This is a genomic window from Streptomyces sp. NPDC102278, from assembly GCF_044766345.1.
Lineage (GTDB): Bacteria > Actinomycetota > Actinomycetes > Streptomycetales > Streptomycetaceae > Streptomyces.
In genome coordinates this window covers 25,490-44,868 of sequence record NZ_JBIWLV010000025.1, presented here as the reverse complement: position 1 = coordinate 44,868, position 19,379 = coordinate 25,490, and the positions used below count along the sequence as shown (strand labels likewise).

18 protein-coding genes are annotated in these 19,379 nt (G+C 70.2%); 7 read left to right on the top strand and 11 right to left on the bottom strand.

Annotated elements, in window-relative coordinates; translation table 11 throughout:
- Positions 1–83: 83 nt before the first annotated feature.
- On the bottom strand, positions 84–1,007 hold the full coding sequence (locus tag ACIRO3_RS34170) for a CDP-diacylglycerol diphosphatase (RefSeq protein WP_404143322.1): 924 nt from the start codon (positions 1,005–1,007) through the stop codon (positions 84–86).
- Positions 1,008–1,264: 257 nt separating this feature from the next.
- Positions 1,265–2,443 carry an ALF repeat-containing protein gene (locus ACIRO3_RS34165; RefSeq protein WP_404143320.1) on the bottom strand — a complete coding sequence of 393 codons (1,179 nt, stop codon included), beginning with the start codon at positions 2,441–2,443 and terminating at the stop codon, positions 1,265–1,267.
- A gap of 162 nt (positions 2,444–2,605) precedes the next feature.
- Here ACIRO3_RS34165 and ACIRO3_RS34160 point away from each other — a divergent pair, with 162 nt between their 5' ends.
- From ACIRO3_RS34160 to ACIRO3_RS34150, 3 genes are read left to right on the top strand one after another with little or no spacing between them, the layout of a single operon-like run.
- On the top strand, positions 2,606–3,109 hold the full coding sequence (locus ACIRO3_RS34160; protein WP_404143318.1) for a hypothetical protein: 504 nt from the start codon (positions 2,606–2,608) through the stop codon (positions 3,107–3,109).
- Positions 3,106–3,486, top strand: coding sequence for a hypothetical protein (locus ACIRO3_RS34155; protein ID WP_404143316.1), 381 nt, complete (start codon positions 3,106–3,108; stop codon positions 3,484–3,486). Before ACIRO3_RS34160 ends, ACIRO3_RS34155 begins: the two co-directional genes overlap by 4 nt.
- The gene (locus ACIRO3_RS34150; RefSeq protein ID WP_404143314.1) at positions 3,483–3,722 is read left to right on the top strand and encodes a hypothetical protein; all 240 of its coding nucleotides are present in this window, start codon (positions 3,483–3,485) and stop codon (positions 3,720–3,722) included. Before ACIRO3_RS34155 ends, ACIRO3_RS34150 begins: the two co-directional genes overlap by 4 nt.
- Here ACIRO3_RS34150 and ACIRO3_RS34145 read toward each other — a convergent pair.
- Positions 3,709–3,912: a cold-shock protein gene (locus tag ACIRO3_RS34145; protein WP_267801583.1), complete on the bottom strand. Its 204-nt coding sequence runs from the start codon at positions 3,910–3,912 to the stop codon at positions 3,709–3,711. The genes ACIRO3_RS34150 and ACIRO3_RS34145 overlap by 14 nt on opposite strands.
- A 511-nt stretch (positions 3,913–4,423) precedes the next feature.
- Between ACIRO3_RS34145 and ACIRO3_RS34140 the strand changes: the two genes are divergently transcribed.
- On the top strand, positions 4,424–5,017 hold the full coding sequence (locus tag ACIRO3_RS34140; RefSeq protein WP_404143312.1) for a hypothetical protein: 594 nt from the start codon (positions 4,424–4,426) through the stop codon (positions 5,015–5,017).
- Positions 5,018–5,379: 362 nt separating this feature from the next.
- Here the strand turns inward: ACIRO3_RS34140 and ACIRO3_RS34135 are convergent, their stop codons facing one another.
- The 6 genes from ACIRO3_RS34135 to ACIRO3_RS34110 form a co-directional block, all read right to left on the bottom strand.
- On the bottom strand, positions 5,380–5,517 hold the full coding sequence (locus ACIRO3_RS34135; RefSeq protein ID WP_404143310.1) for a hypothetical protein: 138 nt from the start codon (positions 5,515–5,517) through the stop codon (positions 5,380–5,382).
- 329 nt (positions 5,518–5,846) lie between these two features.
- Positions 5,847–6,929 carry a ParB/RepB/Spo0J family partition protein gene (locus ACIRO3_RS34130; RefSeq protein ID WP_404143308.1) on the bottom strand — a complete coding sequence of 361 codons (1,083 nt, stop codon included), beginning with the start codon at positions 6,927–6,929 and terminating at the stop codon, positions 5,847–5,849.
- The gene (locus tag ACIRO3_RS34125) at positions 6,926–8,110 is read right to left on the bottom strand and encodes a ParA family protein (RefSeq protein WP_404143306.1); all 1,185 of its coding nucleotides are present in this window, start codon (positions 8,108–8,110) and stop codon (positions 6,926–6,928) included. The genes ACIRO3_RS34130 and ACIRO3_RS34125 overlap by 4 nt, the downstream gene beginning before the upstream one ends.
- A 312-nt stretch (positions 8,111–8,422) precedes the next feature.
- Positions 8,423–8,794 (bottom strand): DUF6009 family protein, encoded by a 372-nt coding sequence (locus ACIRO3_RS34120; protein ID WP_404143304.1) that lies wholly within the window; start codon positions 8,792–8,794, stop codon positions 8,423–8,425.
- Positions 8,791–10,308 (bottom strand): phage/plasmid primase, P4 family, encoded by a 1,518-nt coding sequence (locus ACIRO3_RS34115; RefSeq protein WP_361785138.1) that lies wholly within the window; start codon positions 10,306–10,308, stop codon positions 8,791–8,793. The genes ACIRO3_RS34120 and ACIRO3_RS34115 overlap by 4 nt, the downstream gene beginning before the upstream one ends.
- Positions 10,305–11,408 carry a bifunctional DNA primase/polymerase gene (locus ACIRO3_RS34110; RefSeq protein WP_404143302.1) on the bottom strand — a complete coding sequence of 368 codons (1,104 nt, stop codon included), beginning with the start codon at positions 11,406–11,408 and terminating at the stop codon, positions 10,305–10,307. The genes ACIRO3_RS34115 and ACIRO3_RS34110 overlap by 4 nt, the downstream gene beginning before the upstream one ends.
- 1,790 nt (positions 11,409–13,198) lie before the next feature.
- Here ACIRO3_RS34110 and ACIRO3_RS34105 point away from each other — a divergent pair.
- From ACIRO3_RS34105 to ACIRO3_RS34095, 3 genes are all read left to right on the top strand, one after another.
- On the top strand, positions 13,199–14,227 hold the full coding sequence (locus ACIRO3_RS34105; RefSeq protein WP_404143357.1) for a bifunctional DNA primase/polymerase: 1,029 nt from the start codon (positions 13,199–13,201) through the stop codon (positions 14,225–14,227).
- On the top strand, positions 14,224–15,798 hold the full coding sequence (locus ACIRO3_RS34100; protein ID WP_361785135.1) for a phage/plasmid primase, P4 family: 1,575 nt from the start codon (positions 14,224–14,226) through the stop codon (positions 15,796–15,798). The genes ACIRO3_RS34105 and ACIRO3_RS34100 overlap by 4 nt, the downstream gene beginning before the upstream one ends.
- Before the next feature lie 179 nt (positions 15,799–15,977).
- A complete protein-coding gene (locus ACIRO3_RS34095) occupies positions 15,978–16,355 on the top strand; it encodes a DUF6009 family protein (protein ID WP_267801927.1) in 378 nt (125 codons plus the stop codon).
- Between the two features lie 197 nt (positions 16,356–16,552).
- Here the strand turns inward: ACIRO3_RS34095 and tpg are convergent, their stop codons facing one another.
- On the bottom strand, positions 16,553–17,116 hold the full coding sequence (tpg, locus tag ACIRO3_RS34090; protein WP_404143300.1) for a telomere-protecting terminal protein Tpg: 564 nt from the start codon (positions 17,114–17,116) through the stop codon (positions 16,553–16,555).
- A 5-nt stretch (positions 17,117–17,121) separates the two neighbouring features.
- Positions 17,122–19,299 (bottom strand): telomere-associated protein Tap, encoded by a 2,178-nt coding sequence (tap, locus tag ACIRO3_RS34085; RefSeq protein WP_404143299.1) that lies wholly within the window; start codon positions 19,297–19,299, stop codon positions 17,122–17,124.
- Positions 19,300–19,379: the final 80 nt, after the last annotated feature.

Sequence of the window (19,379 nt, the reverse complement as noted above, 5' to 3'; positions counted from 1 at the left end):
GGCGGCGCGCGACGGGTCAGTGGCGGTCGACGGCACCCGAGGGGTCCGTGGCCGCCGTCGGGGTGTCCCTCCTCGGGACGGACTCAGCTGTACTCCAGCAGGTAGTCGCAGGTGCTCGTGCCGTCGTGGAGCGAATTGTCGCTGCTGAGGACGTAGAAGGTCCCGGCGAATCCGGCCGCTGTCATCTTCGGCACCACGATCAGCGTCTGGTTCGCCATGTTCAGCCCGTACGGCACCACGAGGTACCGGGACAACAGCGCGAAGAGGTTCTGCCCGAGGTTGGGCAGCCTGAGCGCCCGGTACGTGCGATCCCCCGTGCCCTGAGGGCCCGAGATGGGCACCTGATGGGCCTGGGCACCCCATTGGGCGGGTTGGGTGGCGATGCGGCCCATCGATTCGAGGTCCTGCAGCCGCCTCTGCGTGCTCGCCCGGACGCCGGCCATGTGAAGGTGCAACTGGTTGAAGCGCCGGGCATTCTGCGAGTTGATCCCCAAGCCGATATTGGGGTATTGAACGGGGACGCTCCCCCCGCTCCTCGCGTTCTCCCATGCGTCGTTCCAGTAGTTCTCCGCCCCGGATGTCGTGAGCGAGGGGCATTCGATACCCGTGATCCGACAACTGGGCGACAGCAGGTAGTTGTGTTGGTTCTCGGGCCTGCCGTGCAGCACGACGTAGTCCGGGGTCGTCCTCAGGCAGGAGGGCGGGTTCTGCGGCGGCGGCGGGAGCGTTCCGCGCGTGCAGTACTGGACGTCGTTCCACAGCGGGTCGTTGTCGGTGGGCCTGCCGCAGACGGGCTGGAGCTGTGCGGGAGGGCAGGGGCTCTGGCCGGCGCCGGGAGGGGGCGTGGGACACCGGCCGGACAGGGTATCCCCGTGTACCGGGGCGGCCGCCGCGACCGCGTCCCCGATGCCTCCCGTACCGGCCAGGAATGTCGCCGCACCCATGGCACCGGAGAACGCCAGGAATTGACGCCGAGGCAACTCGCCGGAATTCTTTCGGTCATTCATGCGTGCTCTCCCCTGGCGATGACTTTGACCCCTCGCTGAACCGCTCACAGGGTAAACGGCGGCGATCAGGTTGCCCATCGACTGAATGAGTGAGCATCACCTTCATCCGCCATTACGGCCGCTCCCCGTGTATTGCGAGCGGTAAATGGGCGGGTGGTGATTTCGGGGGCGGCGAACGGCGTGAGGGCCCGGGACGACGCAGCGGGGGCCGACCGCGGCAGAGCGCGGCCGGCCCCCGCCGGGTGGTGCGGTACGGGTCAGCCTGCGGAGCCTGAGCGGCGCATCCGCGCGGCGAGCAGGAAGCCCGCGCCGACGACGAGCGCGGTGCCCGCGCCGCCCGCGATCAGCGCCGCGTCACCGGCGCCGGTGGCGGCGAGGGGTGTGCCGCTGCCGCCGTGAGGGGTGGCGGCGGTGTTGCCGACGTTCGCACCGGTGCCGGTGCCCGTGCCGGGCTTGGTGTCGGGCTTGTTCTGGTCCTTGCCGGGCTGGTCCTTGCCGGGCTGGTCCTTGCCGGGCTGGTCCTTGTTCTGGTCCTGCGCCTTCTTGTCCCGGGCACTGGCCTCGTATCGGCCGGTCGTCAGGAACGCGACGCGGTCGGCGGGGGTGCCCGCCAGCGCGGCGCGGCCCGCCTTGACCAGTTCCGGGCCGCCACCGTCGATGATCTTGGCGATGGAGGCGCGGTTGTCCTGGTCCCGCAGCTGGTGCTGGGTCACTTCGAGGAACTCGCGCAGCTGGGCCGGGGTCGGGGTGCCCCTGAGGAGCTCGCTGATCGCCTCGCTCAGGATGGGGCCGTCCCACGCCTCGTCGATGCGGGCCAGCTCGAACCGGTCGTCCGAGGCCTGCGCGAGGTACTGCCCCGTCTTGAGGAAGGCCGTGCGGTCGGCGGGGGTGCCCTTGAGCGCCTTCTTGCCCGCTTCCTTCACACCGGGCCCGCCGGTGCCGATCAGCCGGGAGATGTCGACCTGGTTGTCCTCGTCGCGCAGCTCGTGCTGGGTGACCTCGTAGAAGTGGCGCAGCTGCGCCAGAGTCGTGTGGTGGTCGGCGATGAGCTTCGTGATGCCTTCCCGCAGGCCGGGGCCGGCGCCGTTCAGGAGGCGGATGACATGGATTCGATAGTCGGTGAGACGGATCCCGTGCTGGTCCGTCTCGATGAACTTGCGCATGGCCGCCGGCCCGGCGGCGATGGCCTCGTGACCGGCTTCCTTCATGCGTCCGCTGGCCATCGGGTCGGCGATGATGGCGAGGATGGTCTTGCGATCCTCCTCCGCCTGGTCGGGCGCGGGCTGGTCCGACGCGGGCTGGTCAGGCGCGGTCGGGGCCGGCGGGTTGCCGGCAGCCGGCGTGTCCGAGCCGGCGGCGAACGCCGGCGACGCGATGAGGACGACCGGAGCGAGAGCGGCGGTGGTGACCGCTGCGGCGATGCGGGACAACTTCACGAAAACCCCCTGGAAATGTTCTTACAGGGCACGAGACTCGCAGGATCCGCCGATGGTTGTACGGCACACCGGGATTGGTCGCAGGAGGCCGGCCGGCCATGCCCGGAGCCGCGCGAGCCGCGCGCTGCGCGAGCCGGAGCGGCGGCGGAGCACGGGTGCCTGATGTCGAGGAATCCGTCCGGCGGGAGCAGTCCCGTTCACCGCGCTGTCCAGCTGGAGACGTCGGACGGCCGTCTCTGCCTGGACGCCTCCCCCGACAACTCCACCTCCCTGGACGACTGCAGGATGGACGGGGCCGGCGTCGTCGCCCCGGGACTCCGTCGCGGCCTCCTCCGTCGAGGCTCCGTCCGGGCCCCGGCGGCCCAGGGCGCGCGCGAGGAGGTCCTGCGCATCGCCAAGTCGGGGCTCTCCGCAGAGTTCCGCACCTCGGCGTGGAGCGCCCTGCGCAGCACTCTGGGCGACGAGGCGATCGTGGCCTGGCCTGCCCCCGGCGGCGGCTTCGACCTGGCAAAGGAGCGGCTGCGCGACACCCGTACGCGCAACAGGTTCTTCTGCGATCAGGGGCACGGACCGACCGGGCGGTGTTCGTCCGCACCGGCTACGAGCAGGCGCGGCAGCGTGACTGTGATGTCCGGGCCGCTGACGCCGCCCATCAGCGGGAAGTGACGTCCAGGCAAAGGGACTTCGTACGGTCCCTGGCCGCGACGGACCCCGGGGTGGAGGTCAGGGTGCCGGCGCGGTGGGCCGTGCGGCCCGGGGCGACCGACGCGGACGTGTCGGAGTTCTTCGGGCACGGCCGGTCCGGCGGCGCGACCCTCGGACTGGAGGGCTACCGACTGCGGGTCACGGACGGCGAGACCCACCGCCACCACGCGCTGTCCCTGTTGCTGCGGAAGGCGGCCGACGCCGGGGCGGCATTGAAGAACGCGGCCGACGTCGCGAAGGCCAAGGCCGAGGCGCAGGCCGCTGGCACGCCGTGGCCGAACAGGCCGCCGACGCGCGCGGTACCTGGCTGGCCGAGCAGGCGGAGAACCGGCGGGTGATCGCTGAGGCGGGCCGGGCGGGTGCGGACGGGATCTGGAAGAACATCACGGGCCCCGCCGGGCTCAACGAGACGTACTGGGCCCGAGAGGGCACGGGAGCGGCCGAGTCCGCCGCCTACTGGCAGGAAATGCTCGTCCGGGCCCTGAGGCCGAGAACGGGCCGGTCCCGGTCCGGCTCCGCCCCGGAGTTCGTGTTCCGGGGCGGAGCCGTCGACGGCCGGGTCAGGCGGTGGTGATGTTCTCCGCCTGCGGGCCCTTCTGGCCCTGCGTGATGTCGAAGGTCACGGCCTGGCCTTCCTGGAGCTCGCGGTAGCCGGTGGAGTTGATGTTGGAGTAATGCGCGAAGACGTCCGGTCCGCCGCCGTCCTGCGCGATGAAGCCGAAGCCCTTTTCGGCGTTGAACCACTTCACGGTTCCGCTGGCCATGTTCATGCCTTCCAGTCAATGTCGGATCCGCACCGCGCGGACCCGGAGGTGATCGCCCTGGTCCGGCACTGCACAGCCGAACACCCACGCCAGGGCGCGGGCAGATACTGCGAACCACGACAGCTGGAGCAGAAGTTACACGGCGAAGCCGCCCGTCACCAGAGAGCAAGGATCATTTCGACGAGGGACTTCGGTCGGCGCCCCACGCGGGCGTCGGGGACACCCGCTCCCGCCGCCGCACCATCCTGCGCGCCGCAGTTGCCACCGCCGCCCTCGCAGGAGCGTTCCTCGCCCCGGGCGCCGCCTTCGCCGCCGACTCCCCCAGGCCGCCGATGCCCCCAACGGCGCCGCCGCCCCGGTCCAGGCACCCACGCCGGCGCAGGACGAGGCAACGACCAAGACAACGACGGGGGAACTCGTCGGACACCCCATCCTGGCCGACGCCTCCAAGGGCGACCTGTGGAAGAAGGGCCAGGGCTGGTACTACCTGGACCTCCACACCGAGAGCGGCATGCCGATCGGCAGCCGCCACGCAGGCGGCACCGAGACCCGTGAGGGCTGCACCGTCACCTGGAACACGGGCACCCCCTTCGAAGGGGTCAGCCTGCGTCTCCCCAACGGCACCTCGGGACCGGCCGCCCGGCTCATCGACGCCAAGACGGCCTGGACGCTGACCACGCTCACCACCACCAACCGCACCGGTCTCGCCGGGGGCGCCCGCATCAAGGACAGCGACGACCCCAAGACGCCCCAGTTCCAGATGCGCGTCATAGGCGGTCAGATCCCGTGGGAGGGCGTCTCCTTCCCCAAGCCCCTCAAGGGCTGCGCCGCCGAGCCCACCGCGAAGCCGACCGCCACCGCCAAGCCCACCCCCGCGGCCAAGCCGGCCGTCGCGACCAAGCCCGCCCCCGCGGTCTCCACTCCCACGCTCTCCACCCACAACGTCGCGCAGACCTCGGTACTGCCCAAGGGTGGTGTCGCGGCCGACGCCGAGATCGCGCAGGAGAACTCCGCCCTGATCGCGGGCGGCGCGAGCACCCTGGCCCTCGGCGCGGCCGGAGCCGGGTTCGTCGTCCTGCGCCGCCGCACGGCCAAGCAGAACTGACCCCGTACCGCGAACAGAACTGAACCGCCCGCCCTCGGACGCCCTCGTGCTCCCGAGGGCGTCGGCGTGTTCCGCCGCCCAGGAAATTTCTTCGCGTATCGGGAAAAAGCGACACACGGGAAGGCCTCTCAGAGCGCCGATCCCGATACTGCCGGTATGAGGCGACCCCCCGTCACCTGAAAGGGCCTCAGCGGGCCACACAGCCGTTTTCCCTCGCTCCCAGTCGACGCAGAACCGCTGAAAGCCGCGCCGAGTGGACGAGGGCGGCGGTTGTACTGGCACCACTCCCCCGGCGGCACGTGAAGACGGGAGGGCTTGGGCTTGGCTGCCGGGGGCCCTGGCCGGCTTGTCGGCGGACCCGGTCAGTCAGCGGTTCCGAGCAGCCGGGCCCGTTGCTCTCGGCCGCCGTCCACCGAGGGCTTCAGGTATCGGCCCCAGATCTGGGCCTTGCGGTAAGGGCCGTCTCCCTCGCTGTCGTACTGGGGCTCGTCGAAGGCCACCAGTACAGCAACTCGCCACCGAGCGCCTGCGCATGTTCATTGGGCTCGGCAGCGCCCATGGCATCGATCGTTGCGGGGAATTCGACCTGCCAGGGCTCGCCCCCATTCAGGTCGCGAACGACGGTGACCCGGCTGCCTGGCTCCAAGGCGCCCGCCGGCCATGTCTGGTTCAGCGGACGACCGATGATGCGTTCGGTCGCCTGGCGATGAGGATGAGGATGGTCTGTGATGCCGACCATCCTGTCCCGACCGGACGATGACGGGTCGAGGCGGGGGTGCTAACGCCGTTAGCACCCCCGCCTCGACGCGCCTGCAGAACCGGCGACCGGTCATTTCTCGCCGTGGGCGGCCAGAAGGCGTTCGAGGAGCACAGCACGCTGCGCTTCGGCCATCTCCTCGAGGACGAGATCGGCCACCGCGTTGCCGTCGTGCCAGGGGATCCGCAGCACGGCGGGCTCCGGCCTCTCGGGTTGTACGACGTGCTGCTCCCCCGGCTCCCCCGGCTCCCCGCTTCCGGCAACAGCGGACGCCGGTACGGAAGCCGGTACGGAAGCCGGAACGAGAGCCGGAACGAGAGCCGGTGCGGAAGCCGGGCCGGGGGTGCTAACGCCGTTGGCACCGGCAGCCGGGTCGGGGGTGCTAACGGCGTTAGCACCCGGGGTGCTCTTCTTGCGCGCCTTGCCGGCGGCGCGCTTGGCGAGGGCCCCTTCCGCGGCCGGTTGCTGCTGCTGCGCGGGCAACTGGCCGACGTTGCGGGCGATCTCGACCGGGAGGGTGCGGTCCTCGACCTGCTTCTGAAGCTCGGGCGTGAGCTTGAGCAGGGCGATGCGCTGGGTGACCCACGGGCTGGACTTGCCCAGGGCCCGGGCGACGGCGCGCTGGGACCCGTGGACTTGGACGAGGCGCTCCAGCGCCTTGGCTTCGTCGAGCGGGTCGAGGCTCTCGTGCTGGATGGCCGCTGTGAGGGCGGTTTCCAGGAGCGTGTCGGCGTCCTCGGCCAGGGAGTCGTCGAGGTGGACGGGTACGTCGTCCAGGCCGGCGAGGTTCGCGGCGGCGAGGCGCCGGTTGCCGTCCACGACGATGTACGCCGCCGTTCCGACCTCGTCCTCCTGGCCGGGGTGCGCGGCGAGGAAGGCCTGCCGGGTCACCACGGTGAGGGGTTGGATGACGCCTCGGGACGTGAGGCTGTCCGCGAGGTCTTCGACGGCCCTGAGTTCCTCACGCGGGTTGTAGGGGTTGTGCGCGAGAGCGTCCAGGGCGACCCGGAGCGTCCCGGCCTGACCTGCCTGGGCGGCGTCGGCCGGGGGGAGGTCCTGTCCGGAGAACCGCGCGAAGGAGGCCGCGCGGCTGCTCATGGGCTGGGCGACCGCGTTGAAGGTGGGGGAGTCCCCCAGCATGTCCGCCTTGCTCACAGGAGTTTCACCCCTCGGGCGATCTTCCTCATCTGGTGGGACTGCTCGCAGTCGGGCGCGTAGTCGAGGAGCGGACGCTGCTTGCGTACGGCTTCACGCTGCTCCTTGACGTCGGGGACGACGGCGAGGACCGGGGGAGTACCGAGCGACTTCCACTTGTCCAGCGACGAGGTCGCGATGTAGCCGCGGCGGCTGTCGAACTTGTTGACGACGAGACCCAGCTGCTCGATGACGACGTCGAAGTCCTGCGACACGGAGTCGATCTGCTGGATGAGCATCCCGTACGCCTGGGCGGAGGTGTCCTCGGCCTCGACGGGAACGACGAGGCCGGACGAGCCGGGCTTCTCACCGTCCCGCCGGCGACCGTAGGTGAGGGCGGCGTCCATGGCGAGGCCGAGGCTGGGCGGAGCGTCCAGGACGATGACGTCGAAGTGCTCTTCGAGGGGGGCGAGGGCACGCTCGAGTGCGGCGTGGCGCAGCCCCCGGAACGTGGTGAGGCCCGAGTCCAGGAGGAACGCGTCGAACGCGGCGGGCAGGATCCGCAGTCGGTCGCCGAACCGGTCACCCTCTATGGCGACCGTCAGGTCGAGCAGCGCGTGCTTGGCCTGGTCACGGTGCAGCATGTGGGTGATGAGGCTTTCCTCGCCGGCCGGGATGGCGGTGAGGCCGAGCTGGTGGGTGAGGTGGCCTTGCGGGTCGTAGTCGACGAGGAGGACCCGCAGGCCTCCGATCGCCGCGTTGGCGGCGGCGCCGACGGCGGTCGGGTCTTCCGCGAGGGCCTGGGCGAGACCCGCGGAGACAGCGGTCTTGCCGACTCCGCCCTTCTGGTTGCAGACGATGATGCGCCGGGTGGTTTCCGCCGCTTCATCGGGGTTGTCGGCGAGCCAGAGCACCACGGACTGGGCCAGCCCCTGGATGTAGGAGACGCCACGCTCGCGGCAGTCGGCCTTGAAGTCCTCGTAGAGGCCTTCGGGGAGGTAGGTGCCGAACGAGTCGGCGCCCGCCGTGTTGACGTGGGGAAGTTCGTCGGTGCAGTTCCGCCAGGCGTTGATGCCGTTGGTGACGGCGTCCTGCATGTCGGTCTGGAGCTGCGCCGCGCGGACCTTGAGTGCTTGCTGGAGGTGGGCGGGCAGCTTGGAGACGAGCTTCTCCCGCTCACCCCCCGGGAGGGGAGATGACATGGACGGCAGCATACTGCCGTCTGAATGATTTCAGACGGTACGTTAGGCGCGTTTTGCCTGATTCCAGCGTTAGTTCCTCCACCGGTGCTCACGTCGTTGACGGGCCGATGGTCGATCGGCGCGTTCACGCAGCACGGAAGCAGGGTCGGCGGCAGGGCGTTGTCGCGGCCGACGGGCCGTTGTGCTCGATCTCGCTTCAGTCGCTTTCACATCACCGCAGCTCAGAGCAGTGCGGGCCGAAAAGCAGCGACTGAAGCGACTCAGGAACGGACATGCGCGTCTCCCGACGGTCCGTCGGGAGACGCGCACACGCTAGTTCGCTGCCTGCGCCGGCCTCTCCGAGCGTTCGGTCTTACGGCCCTTGCTCCCGGCCACCAGTGTGGTGGGGTCCACGGCTTCCGCCGGGGCTCCGGAGGCGTACAGACCGTCCGGAACGGTGTCGCGGTCGTGCGGCAGGAGCCAGAAGACACGGCGGCGGAACGTGCCGCTGGACCTGGAGGGCTTGGCCTGCGGACCGAGTTGGGCGTAGCCGACGAGGCGGCCGTCGCGGTGGTAGGCGGGCTTGCCCCGGCGGGTGGGGAGCCGGTCGAGGGACTGGCGGACGTAGTCGAGTTCCGTGACGTCTTCGAGCCAGATCAGGTCGACTTCGTGCTGGATCTCGTCGTCGGAGATGAGCGAGCTCACGCGTTCTCCTCCTCTGCGAGCAGTCCGATGCCGGGGTAGTACTTCTTCGAGTTGGACAAGATCATTTCTTTGGGTGAGGCCAGGCCCACGAGTTCGCGGGCCCGCGCCGCGAAGGCGCGGGAGGAAACGGTCGGCGCGCCCTCATTCTGGCACCAGGTGCGGTAGACGCTGTAGAGGCGAGCCTGTTCGGCTCGGTGGTCGGCGTGGAAAGTGCAGCATTCCTCGAAGAACCGGCCGGTGTGGTCTTCGGTTTCCGCGTACGCCGTCGTCGCGATGCGGACGGGGGCTGGGCCGGTGAGGTCCTTTTCGCCGGCGAGGTACCGACGTGCGCCGTCGATGAGCCAGGCGAGGATGCCGGGGCCCTCCTCGGTGACGAGGATGTCGGCGAGGTTGTCGATCTTCCGGTCGTCGGAGACGACCTTCTCGAAGGGGACCAGGCGCATGCGGCGCCAGAACGCGAAGCCGCCGGTACCGACCTCGGGTCGGTGGTTGCCGATGAGCCAGAGTTTGTGCGTGGGCGCGAAGGAGAAGAAGTCCTGACGCATCCGGCGCGCCTTGATCCGGTCGCCGCCGGTGAGGAGCTTGACCCGGGCCTCGTCGAACTTGTCTCCGGGCTTGACCTCGGAGCAGACGATGACTCGTCGGCCGTGGAGCTCGGCGAGTTCGGTGGGGTGGCCGTCGAAGGCGCGGGCCATCAGGAATCCGGGCGGTGCCGCGTCCGCGTAGTCGCCCAGAAGCTTCATGAGGACGTCGAGGAGGACGGACTTGCCGTTCTTGCCCGCACCGAAGAGGAAGGGCATGACCTGGGCGCCGACGTCGCCGGTGATGGAGTAGCCCAGCATGAGGTGGAGGAAGTCGATCATCTCCCGGCCCTCGGTGTCCGCTCCGAAGGTGTCGGTGAGGAACCGTTCCCAGCGGGGGGTGGGCTGCTGCTTGGGTCCGGTGGACGTCGAGCGGGAGTGGAAGTCCTTGTCGGGCTGGGGTGCGCGCAGGAGCCCGGTGTGGAGGTCGACGATGCCTGCGGGGGTGCACAGCGCGTAGGGATCGGCATCGAGGAGTTCGGCCCGAAGGACCATGCCGGGGGCGGACTTCGCCTGGGTGAGCATGGCGTTCACGCCGGAGGTGCTCAGAGCGCGGCGGCGGTGCTTCTGCAGGGACTGGTTGCTGTGGATTCCGCGGGGGTCGGTCGTGGCGATGGCCTCGGCGAGGTCTCCCGCCGCCCAGACGACGGTGTCGTCCTCGTCGACCTGCCAGCGGGTGGTGTCCCAGCGGTACCAGCCCAGGCCGGGGACGTGGCGGTAGTCCCCCGCGTACAGCCGTACGAAGAGTTTGGCGTTGCCCCGGTCGCTCAGGGTGTCGGGGAGGAGCCCGGCGGAGGTCGCGTGATCCAGGTGCGCCTGCTCGCCGCCCTGTGCGGGCAGGGGAGGCGGGGGAGTCTGGGCGAGGATCTGTGCGGCGACGGCCTCGGGGTCGAAATCGAAGAGGAAGCCGTGGGTCTCGGGTGCGGGGCTCACCGGCGGCCTCCAAGGTGCAGGGGGCGCTGGGCGCCGGCGGCCATGCCGCTGCGGATGATCTGGCCGGAGCGCTGCTCTTGCCCGGGACGGGCCGCCCCGGCGGCTTCCCGCAGAGCCTCCTGCGCGTCGGAGTCACTGAGATGGCCGGCCGCGACGAGCCCTCCCAGGGTGTAGGCGGCCCTGTTCAGCTTCTCCGTGAAGCCGGCCCCCTCGGCGAACTGCGCACAGGACACGACGTCGGCGAGCAGGGCCGTCAGCAGGCGTGAGGTCTTGTCCTGGCCCCCGCCGGCCGCGAGCACGGCCTGGCGGGCCCGTGGGGGGACGGGGCGGGGGGCCGGGATGTGAGCGGCGGGCAGGTGTCCGGTGCGCTGGAGTTCCTGGGCGAGCCACGCGGGCAGCGGGGCGGGCTGTCGTACCTGTCCCAGCGGCTTGTAGGTCCCGGCGGACGTGCTGGTGCCGGGCGCGATGATGTACCCGCCGTGGGCCCGGATGTCGACCTGCCAGGCGAGGGCCCTCTTGCCGGACCCGGTGGAGCACTGCCACCGACGTCCGTCGGTCGCCCGGTACCAGACGTGCATGCCGCCCGAGGGCGTCCGTACGCGCAGCGTCGACTCGTCGTCCGCGGGGGAGTTCTCGCCGCGCAGCGCGGCCAGTACGGCCAGCGAGTGGAAGCCCGTACGCAGGCCCCGCAGGTCGACGGCGTCACCGACGGGGATCCCGGGGAGGAGCCTGTCCCGGTGGGGGAGTTCGCTCTCGTGGGCGTCGATGTCGATGACGACGATGTCCGCGGGGCCGCAGGCGACGCCGACACCCAGCGACGGGTTGGTGGTCCACCACTGCTCGATGCGGGAGTAGTCCAGGGTTGCCGCGTGGAAGCCGTGGCACCAGCGACCGGCCGGCAGGCAGGGGCAGTTGGTGTGGGTATGGCCTTGCTCACCACAGTCGTGGCAGTTGGCTGTGGGCGTTTTACGGCCGGGCGCCAACGGGTGGACCGGCCAGCCGTTGCTGGCACACCACCGAGCCAGTCTCAGGCCGGCGACTGAGCGCTCAGGGGTGGGCTGCCCTGAGTCGCTGCGAGAAAACCGCAGCTCAGCGGGCATGCACTTCCTCTCACAGCGACTGAAGCGACTCAACAACGAACACAGCCTAGCGAAGTTGACGGGCAAGCGGGCGCAGCGTGTCGCGGCTAGCTGACTCGGCGTGTCGCTGCGCGGTCACGGGCCTGCCCGGCAGCGACCGAAGAGAGGGACGGAGCGACTCAACGTCTTCAGTCGCTTGAGTCGCTCTCAGAAAAGGTCCAGGTCACAGACTTGCAGCAGCACCAACAGCGACTGAAGCGACTGAAGCCCCCTATATATGACGCACACGTGCACACACGAATGTCCTCATATACCGGAAGTTGAGTCGCTTCAGTCGCTGTCCGAGTGCTTGGAGGGGCTCTGACCTGCACTTTCCTGGAGCGACTGAAGCCAGCGACTGAACTTCGTCAGGGTCGCTTCCGGTACGGCCCCCGGTGAATCGCCCTGCCGGCCACCCCGGAGTCGCCCGAAGCGAACGGATGAACGGAATTTGATATTCCAGTCCCTTCAGTCCCTTCGGACCCTGGATCTACCCCCTGGGCAACGCCGTGACCTGCGTCTATGCGGGTCGTGTCGGGAAGGGACTGAACGTGCGGAGGAAGTGGAGGGACCCAACCGGGCAGGCCCTTCGGAAGACGCGGGCCGCTCAGGCAGCGACCGGAGTGCCCGAACGGGCCCTTGGCCGGCGGCATCCGGCGGGCCGGGTCTTCGCCGGATGGCGCCCCGGGTGCGGTGCGAGGAGGCGCGGTGCGTTCAAGCCCTCGGGCGACAGGCGCCACCGGAGCCATCCCCTCGGTGAGCGCCGGTCAGGAACCGTCCAGGAACCGCGTCGAGGGGCTCACAGGGCCGCTACGGCCGCCGGAGCCCCCCTGACGGCCCGGAGTGCGGGTCGACCGGACGCAGGCCCGCACAGGGGCTCTCCAGGGCCCTGGAGTCCCTCTTGGGGTCAAGGGTCGAAGGGTGGGCCCCCGGGGCGGACGCGGGAGTGGGTGCGGGGGGAAGCCTGGAGGACCCCCTCCCTCGGTACCCGCTCCCCCCGGAACAGGTACTGAACGCGGGTGGAACCCCTTCGGTCCCTGTCCCTTCAGTCACTGCATAAACCTGCTGGTCAGCGGCCCTCCCCTCGTCGTTCAGGGACTGGAGGGACTCAATTTCCCAGTTATGAGCCACCCAGGAATACAGGAACCTCTTGCTTGCACCTGCGCATACACCCACACGCATGAGAAGTGGAAGTACCAACTTTGAGTCCCTTCAGTCCCTTTGAGCAGATCTCAACCTCTCTGAGCTGCGGTTTTTCCCAGGGACTGAACAGGTAGGGACTGAACCGGAGTCCAGGCGCTTCAGTACCTGACCCGCACCTGACCCCCACGGCAAGCCGTTCCGCTGCGTATCGAGGGCCGGCCCGACCGGCAGGGGCTGATGGCAGGAGGTCGACCTGAGTCCGACTGGAGGACGGGACGAGCCGTGAGCGCACACCCCGGGTGAACAGCTGCGACACGCCCGGAAGTCGTTCGGCTCCAGGGCAGGATTTTTTCCGGACGAACCTGCCTAAAACTCCAGGTACTGAGGGACTGAAGGGACTGAAGTCTCAATACAGCGGCAAAATCAACCTGAGTCTCCACGGACTCTGGGGTAACCTCCGCGATAGTGAATCTTCAGTCCCTCTGGTCCCTGAACTGCAGGTGAGAGCGCACTCCAGGGAGCAGCACCGGGACGGCAACAACCGTTCCTCACACCGCGTCAAGGAAGAGCCAGTGCCCGTCCATTCCGAGAACCCGCCACAAGACGTGCGCGGCGGGACAGCACTGGACGTGGCGCTCTGGATGGCCCTGCGGGGCTACCCGGTGCACCCCCTGGCCCCGGGGACCAAGACACCCGTACCGAACTGCCCCGACTGCCCGACCGGCCGGCACGCGCCCCAGGAGTGCCCCTGCCACCCCCGGGGAGGTTGGTGCCACGGTTTCCACGCGGCGACCACGGACCCCGACACGGTGCGCCGGTGGTGGGGGAGGAACCCGGAACCCGGCATCGGGGTCTCCTGCGGACCCGCGGGGCTCGTCGTCGTCGACGTCGACGCCCACGGGGCGCCGGTGCCGGACCGCCGGTCGCTGCTGCCGGGCATTCCCATCGACGAGCGGGTGGACCTGACCGGGCTGGGCAGCGGATACGACACGCTCGCGCTCCTGGCCGCGTACAGGTCCGCGCCCAACCCCTGCGAGGACCCCTCGACGTTGCGTGTCCGTACGCCGTCGGGAGGCATGCACATCTGGTACCGGGCACCCCAGGGCGAGCCCCGCTTCCGCTGCTCCAGTGGGTCGAGTGCGAAGGTGGCGCTCGCCTGGCAGGTCGACGTCCGCGCCGTCGGCGGTTACATCGTCGCCCCGTCGACGCGCACGACCGCGGGCGTGTACGAGCCGCTGTCCGGGGCCCGCGTGCCTGCGGCCCTGCCCCTGTGGCTCACCGCCGAACTCGTCCGGACCGGCCACCGCATCGAGACCCCGCCCGCTCCGGCGAAGCCCCGTGCGCGAGCGCAGGCCTCCCCGGCCCCCCGCAGCCGACGACAGGACGGACAGCGCGTGCTGGGAGCCCTCCTTGACGAGGTCCGTTCCTGCGCAGCGAGCCGCGAGGGAACCGCGTTCAGCGAGAAACTCAACCGGGCCGCCTTCACCGCCGGAGGCTTGGCGGCGGCCGGGCACTTCAGCGAGGCGGAGGCCCGACAGTCGCTTCTGGAAGCCGCGGAGCACGCCAGACCCCACCAGTCACGCCGCATCGCACTCATCGTCGAAACAGGGCTGCGCGCCGGAAGCGATCGACCGATCCACCCCAAGGGACGCCCATGAGCAGCGCTGGAAGCACGGGGTTCAACGCCCAGGCAGCGGCGGAACAGCTCGCCGCGTTCACCACGGACACCGCCACCCCGGGCCGGCGGCTGCCCGCTCAGCAGAGCGGAGCTCCCGGCGCGGGCGCCGACTTCATCCAGGCGGGCCTCCTGCACAACCTGACCGACCGGGGCAACGCCAAACTCTTCGCCTACCTCCACCACAACCGGTTCCGGCACGTCGAAGGCCTGGGCTGGTACGTCTGGGACGAGTACCGGTGGAAGCGCACCGGCGGCGAGAAGGCCGCGATCTGGGCCGCCGGGGACATGGCGGAGGACCTGCCCGCCCACGACCCCCGGGGCGTCTTCACCGATCGGGAACTGGCCCAGCACCGCAAGCGCACCATGTCGACCTCTGGTGTGAAGGCCATGCTCACGCAGGCCAAGGCCTCGCCCGAACTGGCCCTGGACCCGGACACCCTGGACGGCGACAAGTACGCGCTGTGCACGCCGGCCGGGGTCGTGGACCTTCGTACCGGCGACCTGCACAAGCCCAACCCGACCCGGGACCTGCACTCCCGCGCCACGCATCTGGCGCCCGAGGCCATGCCCACGCCGAGGTTCCACACCTTCCTCAAGCAGACCTTCGGCGACGACGACAAGGGCAAGGAGATGATCCACTTTCTTCATCTCCTGCTCGGCTACTCCATCACCGGTGACGTCGGCGGGCAGGTGCTGCCCTTCCTCTACGGAGTCGGCGCGAACGGCAAGTCGGCCCTCCTCGACGTCGTCATCAAGATCCTCGGCGACTACGCGGACGTGGCGCCGCCCGGCTTCCTCATGGAACGCGGCAAGTTCAACGAGCACTCCACCGAGCTGACCGAACTCCACGGACGACGCCTGTTCGTGTGCAGCGAACTCAAGCCCCATGACAAGTTCGACGAGGCGCGTGTCAAACTCCTCACCGGTGGCGATCGCCTCAAGGCCCGCCGCATGCGGCAGGACTTCTTCAGCTTCGAACCGACCCACAAGCTGTGGCTCCTGGGCAACCACCGCCCGGAGGTGGGTACCGGAGGCCACGCGTTCTGGCGCCGGATCCGGCTGATCCCCTTCGAGAAGGTCGTGCCCGACCATCGGAAGATCGACAACCTCGCGGAGGCGCTCGTGCAGGAGGAGGGGCCGGGGATCCTCCACTGGATGATCCAGGGCGCCAAGGCCTACCTCGCCGGCAAACCGCCCCTGACCGGCCCCAACGTCGTGCGCGCCGCCACGCAGGCCTACGCCACGACCGAGGACCACATCGGGCGGTTCCTCGCGGAATGCTGCACCACCGGCGCGCACCTCGCCGAACCCCGTGACCTGAAGGTCGAGCAGGGAGCCCTCTACCGCGCCTACAGTGCCTGGTGTCTTGATGGGGAGGGCCTGCGCCCCGCCACCACGCGAGCGTTCGCCACACGTATCCGAGCCGAGGCGGGCGTCGCCTCGCCCAACGAAATGCTCCGTTCGAACGGCCAGAAGTTCTACCCGGGGCTCGCCCTCCTGGCCGACGAGGAGCAGGTTCCGCGTGACGCGATCAGGGCAAGCACGACGTGACTGGCCGACGTGTGCCGCCGCCTCGGGACGGGCACCCCTACGATGGACAAGGACGATGAACACACCCACCCACCGACGGAGACCCTCGCGGTCCTGTCGCATATCGGCATCGGCGCCGCGAGCGGCGCGGAGAGACCAGGGGCCCGGAGGGCCGACGTGAACGAGGAAGGACTCAGGCCATGAGCTCGCTACTGACAGCCAGCGATCTCGCCCACGAGGTCAAAGTGGTGTGGCTGGAGGACCCTGAAGAGCTCGACTACGTCCGACAGGCCCTGGACAAGACTCCCCGCCGCCGGGGCAAGCCGCGCTACCACCGCGACGGCCGCATGATCGGTTTCACCGAACTCGGCGAGACGGCGGAAGCCGACCCCGACAGCGGCCTGCAGAAGCGGCGTGTGTTCTACCTCCTGCCGCACGACCGGGACGCCGAGCCCGAGGGTCTGTACCGGGAAGGCGCTCCGGGCGAGGCCGTCGATCCGCGCACGATCGAGCCCAGGCAGGTGGGACGGAAGACCGAACGCTCACAGCGGGGGCTGTCCGCGCCCACCGTTGCCTGACTTCGGTCCCTCCGGTCCGTCTCCTTTGGCGTGATGCAAGCCGCGCCAAGCCCCGCCCGCTGGCGCGCACCGCCCTGACCTGAGGCTTTTCGGGGCCCGGCCTTGTCTCACCCCGGACGCCCGGTGGCTGAAACACGCTGAGGGCAATGGCGAATTTCAGTCCCTTCAGTCCCTTGGGACCCTGCGGAGTAGATCGTCTAGAAGGCGAAATCGACGTAGTCGATGTCGGTGAACTCGACCAGGAGGCTCGTGGCGCGGGCGCCGTTGTCCTTGAAGTAGACCTCCTGGAGGCCTTCCGCGGCGATGGCGCGGAGCTGGGCCTCGGAGGCGCCGGCGTCCTGGGCCGCGAAGAGCCGGGAGGCGTACTCCGGGGGCAGGTGCTGGGTGATGCGGCGCATGCGGCCGTCGTCGGTGGTGCCCGGGGCCGCGGTGAAGCCGAAGCGGGCGCGGGTCTCGATGACCAGGCCGGTGGTGCGGGCCGCCTTGTTCCGGGCGCGCCTGCGGACCAGGGGCTGCCAGCGCTTGCGTACCTCCGCTTCGAGCCGGGAGGCCAGTTCGGGGCGCGGGGTTTTGATCTGTCCCTTGACGTAGCGCTCGACGGTTCGGGGGGAGACGCCGAGGAGCACCGCGGCGGCTTTCGTGGACTTGGCGGCTTTGACCAGGAACCTCATCCGGGCCTGCGGGGACTTGGGGACGGAGCGGGTGAAGTGCTGCTCGTCGGCGCGAGTGAGGCTGTCGTCGATGTCGGTCGGGGTGGGCATCTCTTCTACTCTCCGTCAACCGCGGCGTCGTGGCCCTTGATGTGGCGGGCTGGGTTCAGGCGTTCGTCGAGCATCCGCACGGCCCACAGGAGGGGCTGGGTGCCCTCGTGCTTTACCATGCCCGGGCTGACGCCGAGGCGGAAGCCGCCGGGCAGGGGCTTGCCGTCGGGGGCGCGGGGGAGGAAGTCGAGGGGGCTGGGGCCGTCCGAGAGGTACACCGCGCAGTCGGACAGGACGGCGATGGGGTACTGACCGGATGCCGTGGCGAGCTTGTTCATCTTGCGGTGCATGTTGACGCGGGCCGTGGCGATGACCGCGGCGCGGATGTCGGGGCGCCAGGTGGGGCGTTCCAGGGCGGGCCAGGGTTCGCCGGGCCGGTAGCCGGCGCCCTGGGGACGCTCGCGGAGCTTGCCGATGCCCCCCTTGACGGTGGACTTGATGGCGGCGAGGACCGCCGTGAGCGCGGGGTCCTGTTCTTTGTGGACCGCCATCGCGGCGAGGAACTCGGGTTCGGCGAGGTCCGAGGTGACGCCGAGGTCCGCCATCGTGGCGACGTACGCGTCCCTGAGACGGCCGTACCAGGCGTCCAGGTACGGGCCGTTGTCGGGGCGCAGCCAGGCTTCGGTGGCGTGGACGGGGTGGCCGAGCTCGCGGGCGTAGGCGAGGGTCGGCGTCGCGTACCAGGCGGGGCCGGTGGGGGGTTTGCCGTGCGGGGTGAAGGGGCTGGGAAGGCGCGGGTCCAGGGTGAGTGAGGAGAGGTCCGCGAGCCAGCAGCCGGGGGTCTTGGGGTCGAAGGGCGGGTTCTTCGCGTGGATCGCGGGGCCCAGGCCGACCAGGAGCCGGTTGGCGGCCGCGGCGAAGGCCATGTTGACGTCGATGCCGACGGCGTGGGTGCGGGTGCACTCGGCGTCGGTGAGGAGTTCCGGGTCGCGGATCCAGTCGTAGGCCTCTTCGTCGAGGACCTGGTCCGGGGTGCGTTGGTGGGCGCGCGGGTAGAGCGCGGCGACCACCGGGTGCTCGTCGGGGGCTTCCGGGGGAGCCGGGTCGACGGGGCCGGTGAGGGATCCCGCCACGGGCGCGGATTCCCAGGCGTGGGTGACGGGGTTGCGGGCCGCGCGGGTGGGCGGGCGCAGGGCCGTCATGAGCTCCAGGCCCGAGACGGCGGTGGAGCCGCGGGGGGTGAGGACGCGCGTGGCGTAGGTGGTGAGCAGCGCGGCCAGTTCGGGAGCCGGGAGGTCGGCGGTCCCCTCACCCCAGGCGCGGGGGTCGAGGGCGCCCCAGGGGAGGACCGCGAGTTGGACGCACTGGCGACCGGTGGTCGGGCCGGCCGGGCGGTAGATGCGGGGCCAGGGGCCGAAGCCGCGGCGGGTGAGCTGCCACTTGTGCTTGCCGAGGAGCTTGATGACCGGGTGGTTGTCCGGGAGGCGCAGGGCTCGGCGGTCGTCGAGGACGAGAGGCAGCCCGAGGGCTTCGGTGGCGGCCGCGGTGAGGACGAGGAGGGGGTCGCCGTCCTTCCCGTTGCGGTGGAGGCGGGGCGAGCGGAGGTCGGCGTCGGGGCCGAGGGCCCAGGTGATGAGCGCGGGCAGGTTGGCGGTGGGGTGGTCGAGGACCTGACCGCCGGCGGTGTGCGCGTGGCCGGTGCCGTCGAGGACGGCGAGGGGGCCGTTGCCCTCGACGGGAAGTGGGCGCGGTGTCGCCGCGCGTGCTCGGGTCCGCGCCGGTGCGGGGGTGGGAGGTTCGGCGTTAACGGCGTTAACGGCGTTAACGGCGTTAACGGGGGCGGCGGGGGCGGCGACCGTCGGGGGCGGCGTGGTTGCCGGGGGGGTTGCCGGGGTCGGCACGGTTGGTGGGGTGGCTGGGGGCGGGGGAGCGTTAACGGCGTTAACGGCGTTAACGCCGTTAACGGGGTGGAGGGCGGAGAGGCCTTCGAGGAGCCGGGCGTAGGCGGCACGCTTGGGTGGGCGAGGGGCGGTGCGGCCGGTTTCCCAGGAGGTGACCGTTTCACGGCGGACGCCGAGTGCCTTGCCGATCTGGTCCTGACTCAGACCGGCTGCCTCGCGCAGTCGCTTCCGCTCGTCGGGGTGCGGGAGCGGGTCCTGCGCGGCTTCTTCGAGCAGGGCGTCGACTGCCGCGAAGAGCGTCGTCTGTTCCGTGTGGTCGTTCAACTCGTTCATCTCGCTCATGGGGGCCTCCAGGGGCAGCTTAGGTGAATCGCACCTCTGAACGCACGTGAAACGCACGTGGGGGCGTTAACGGCGTTAAC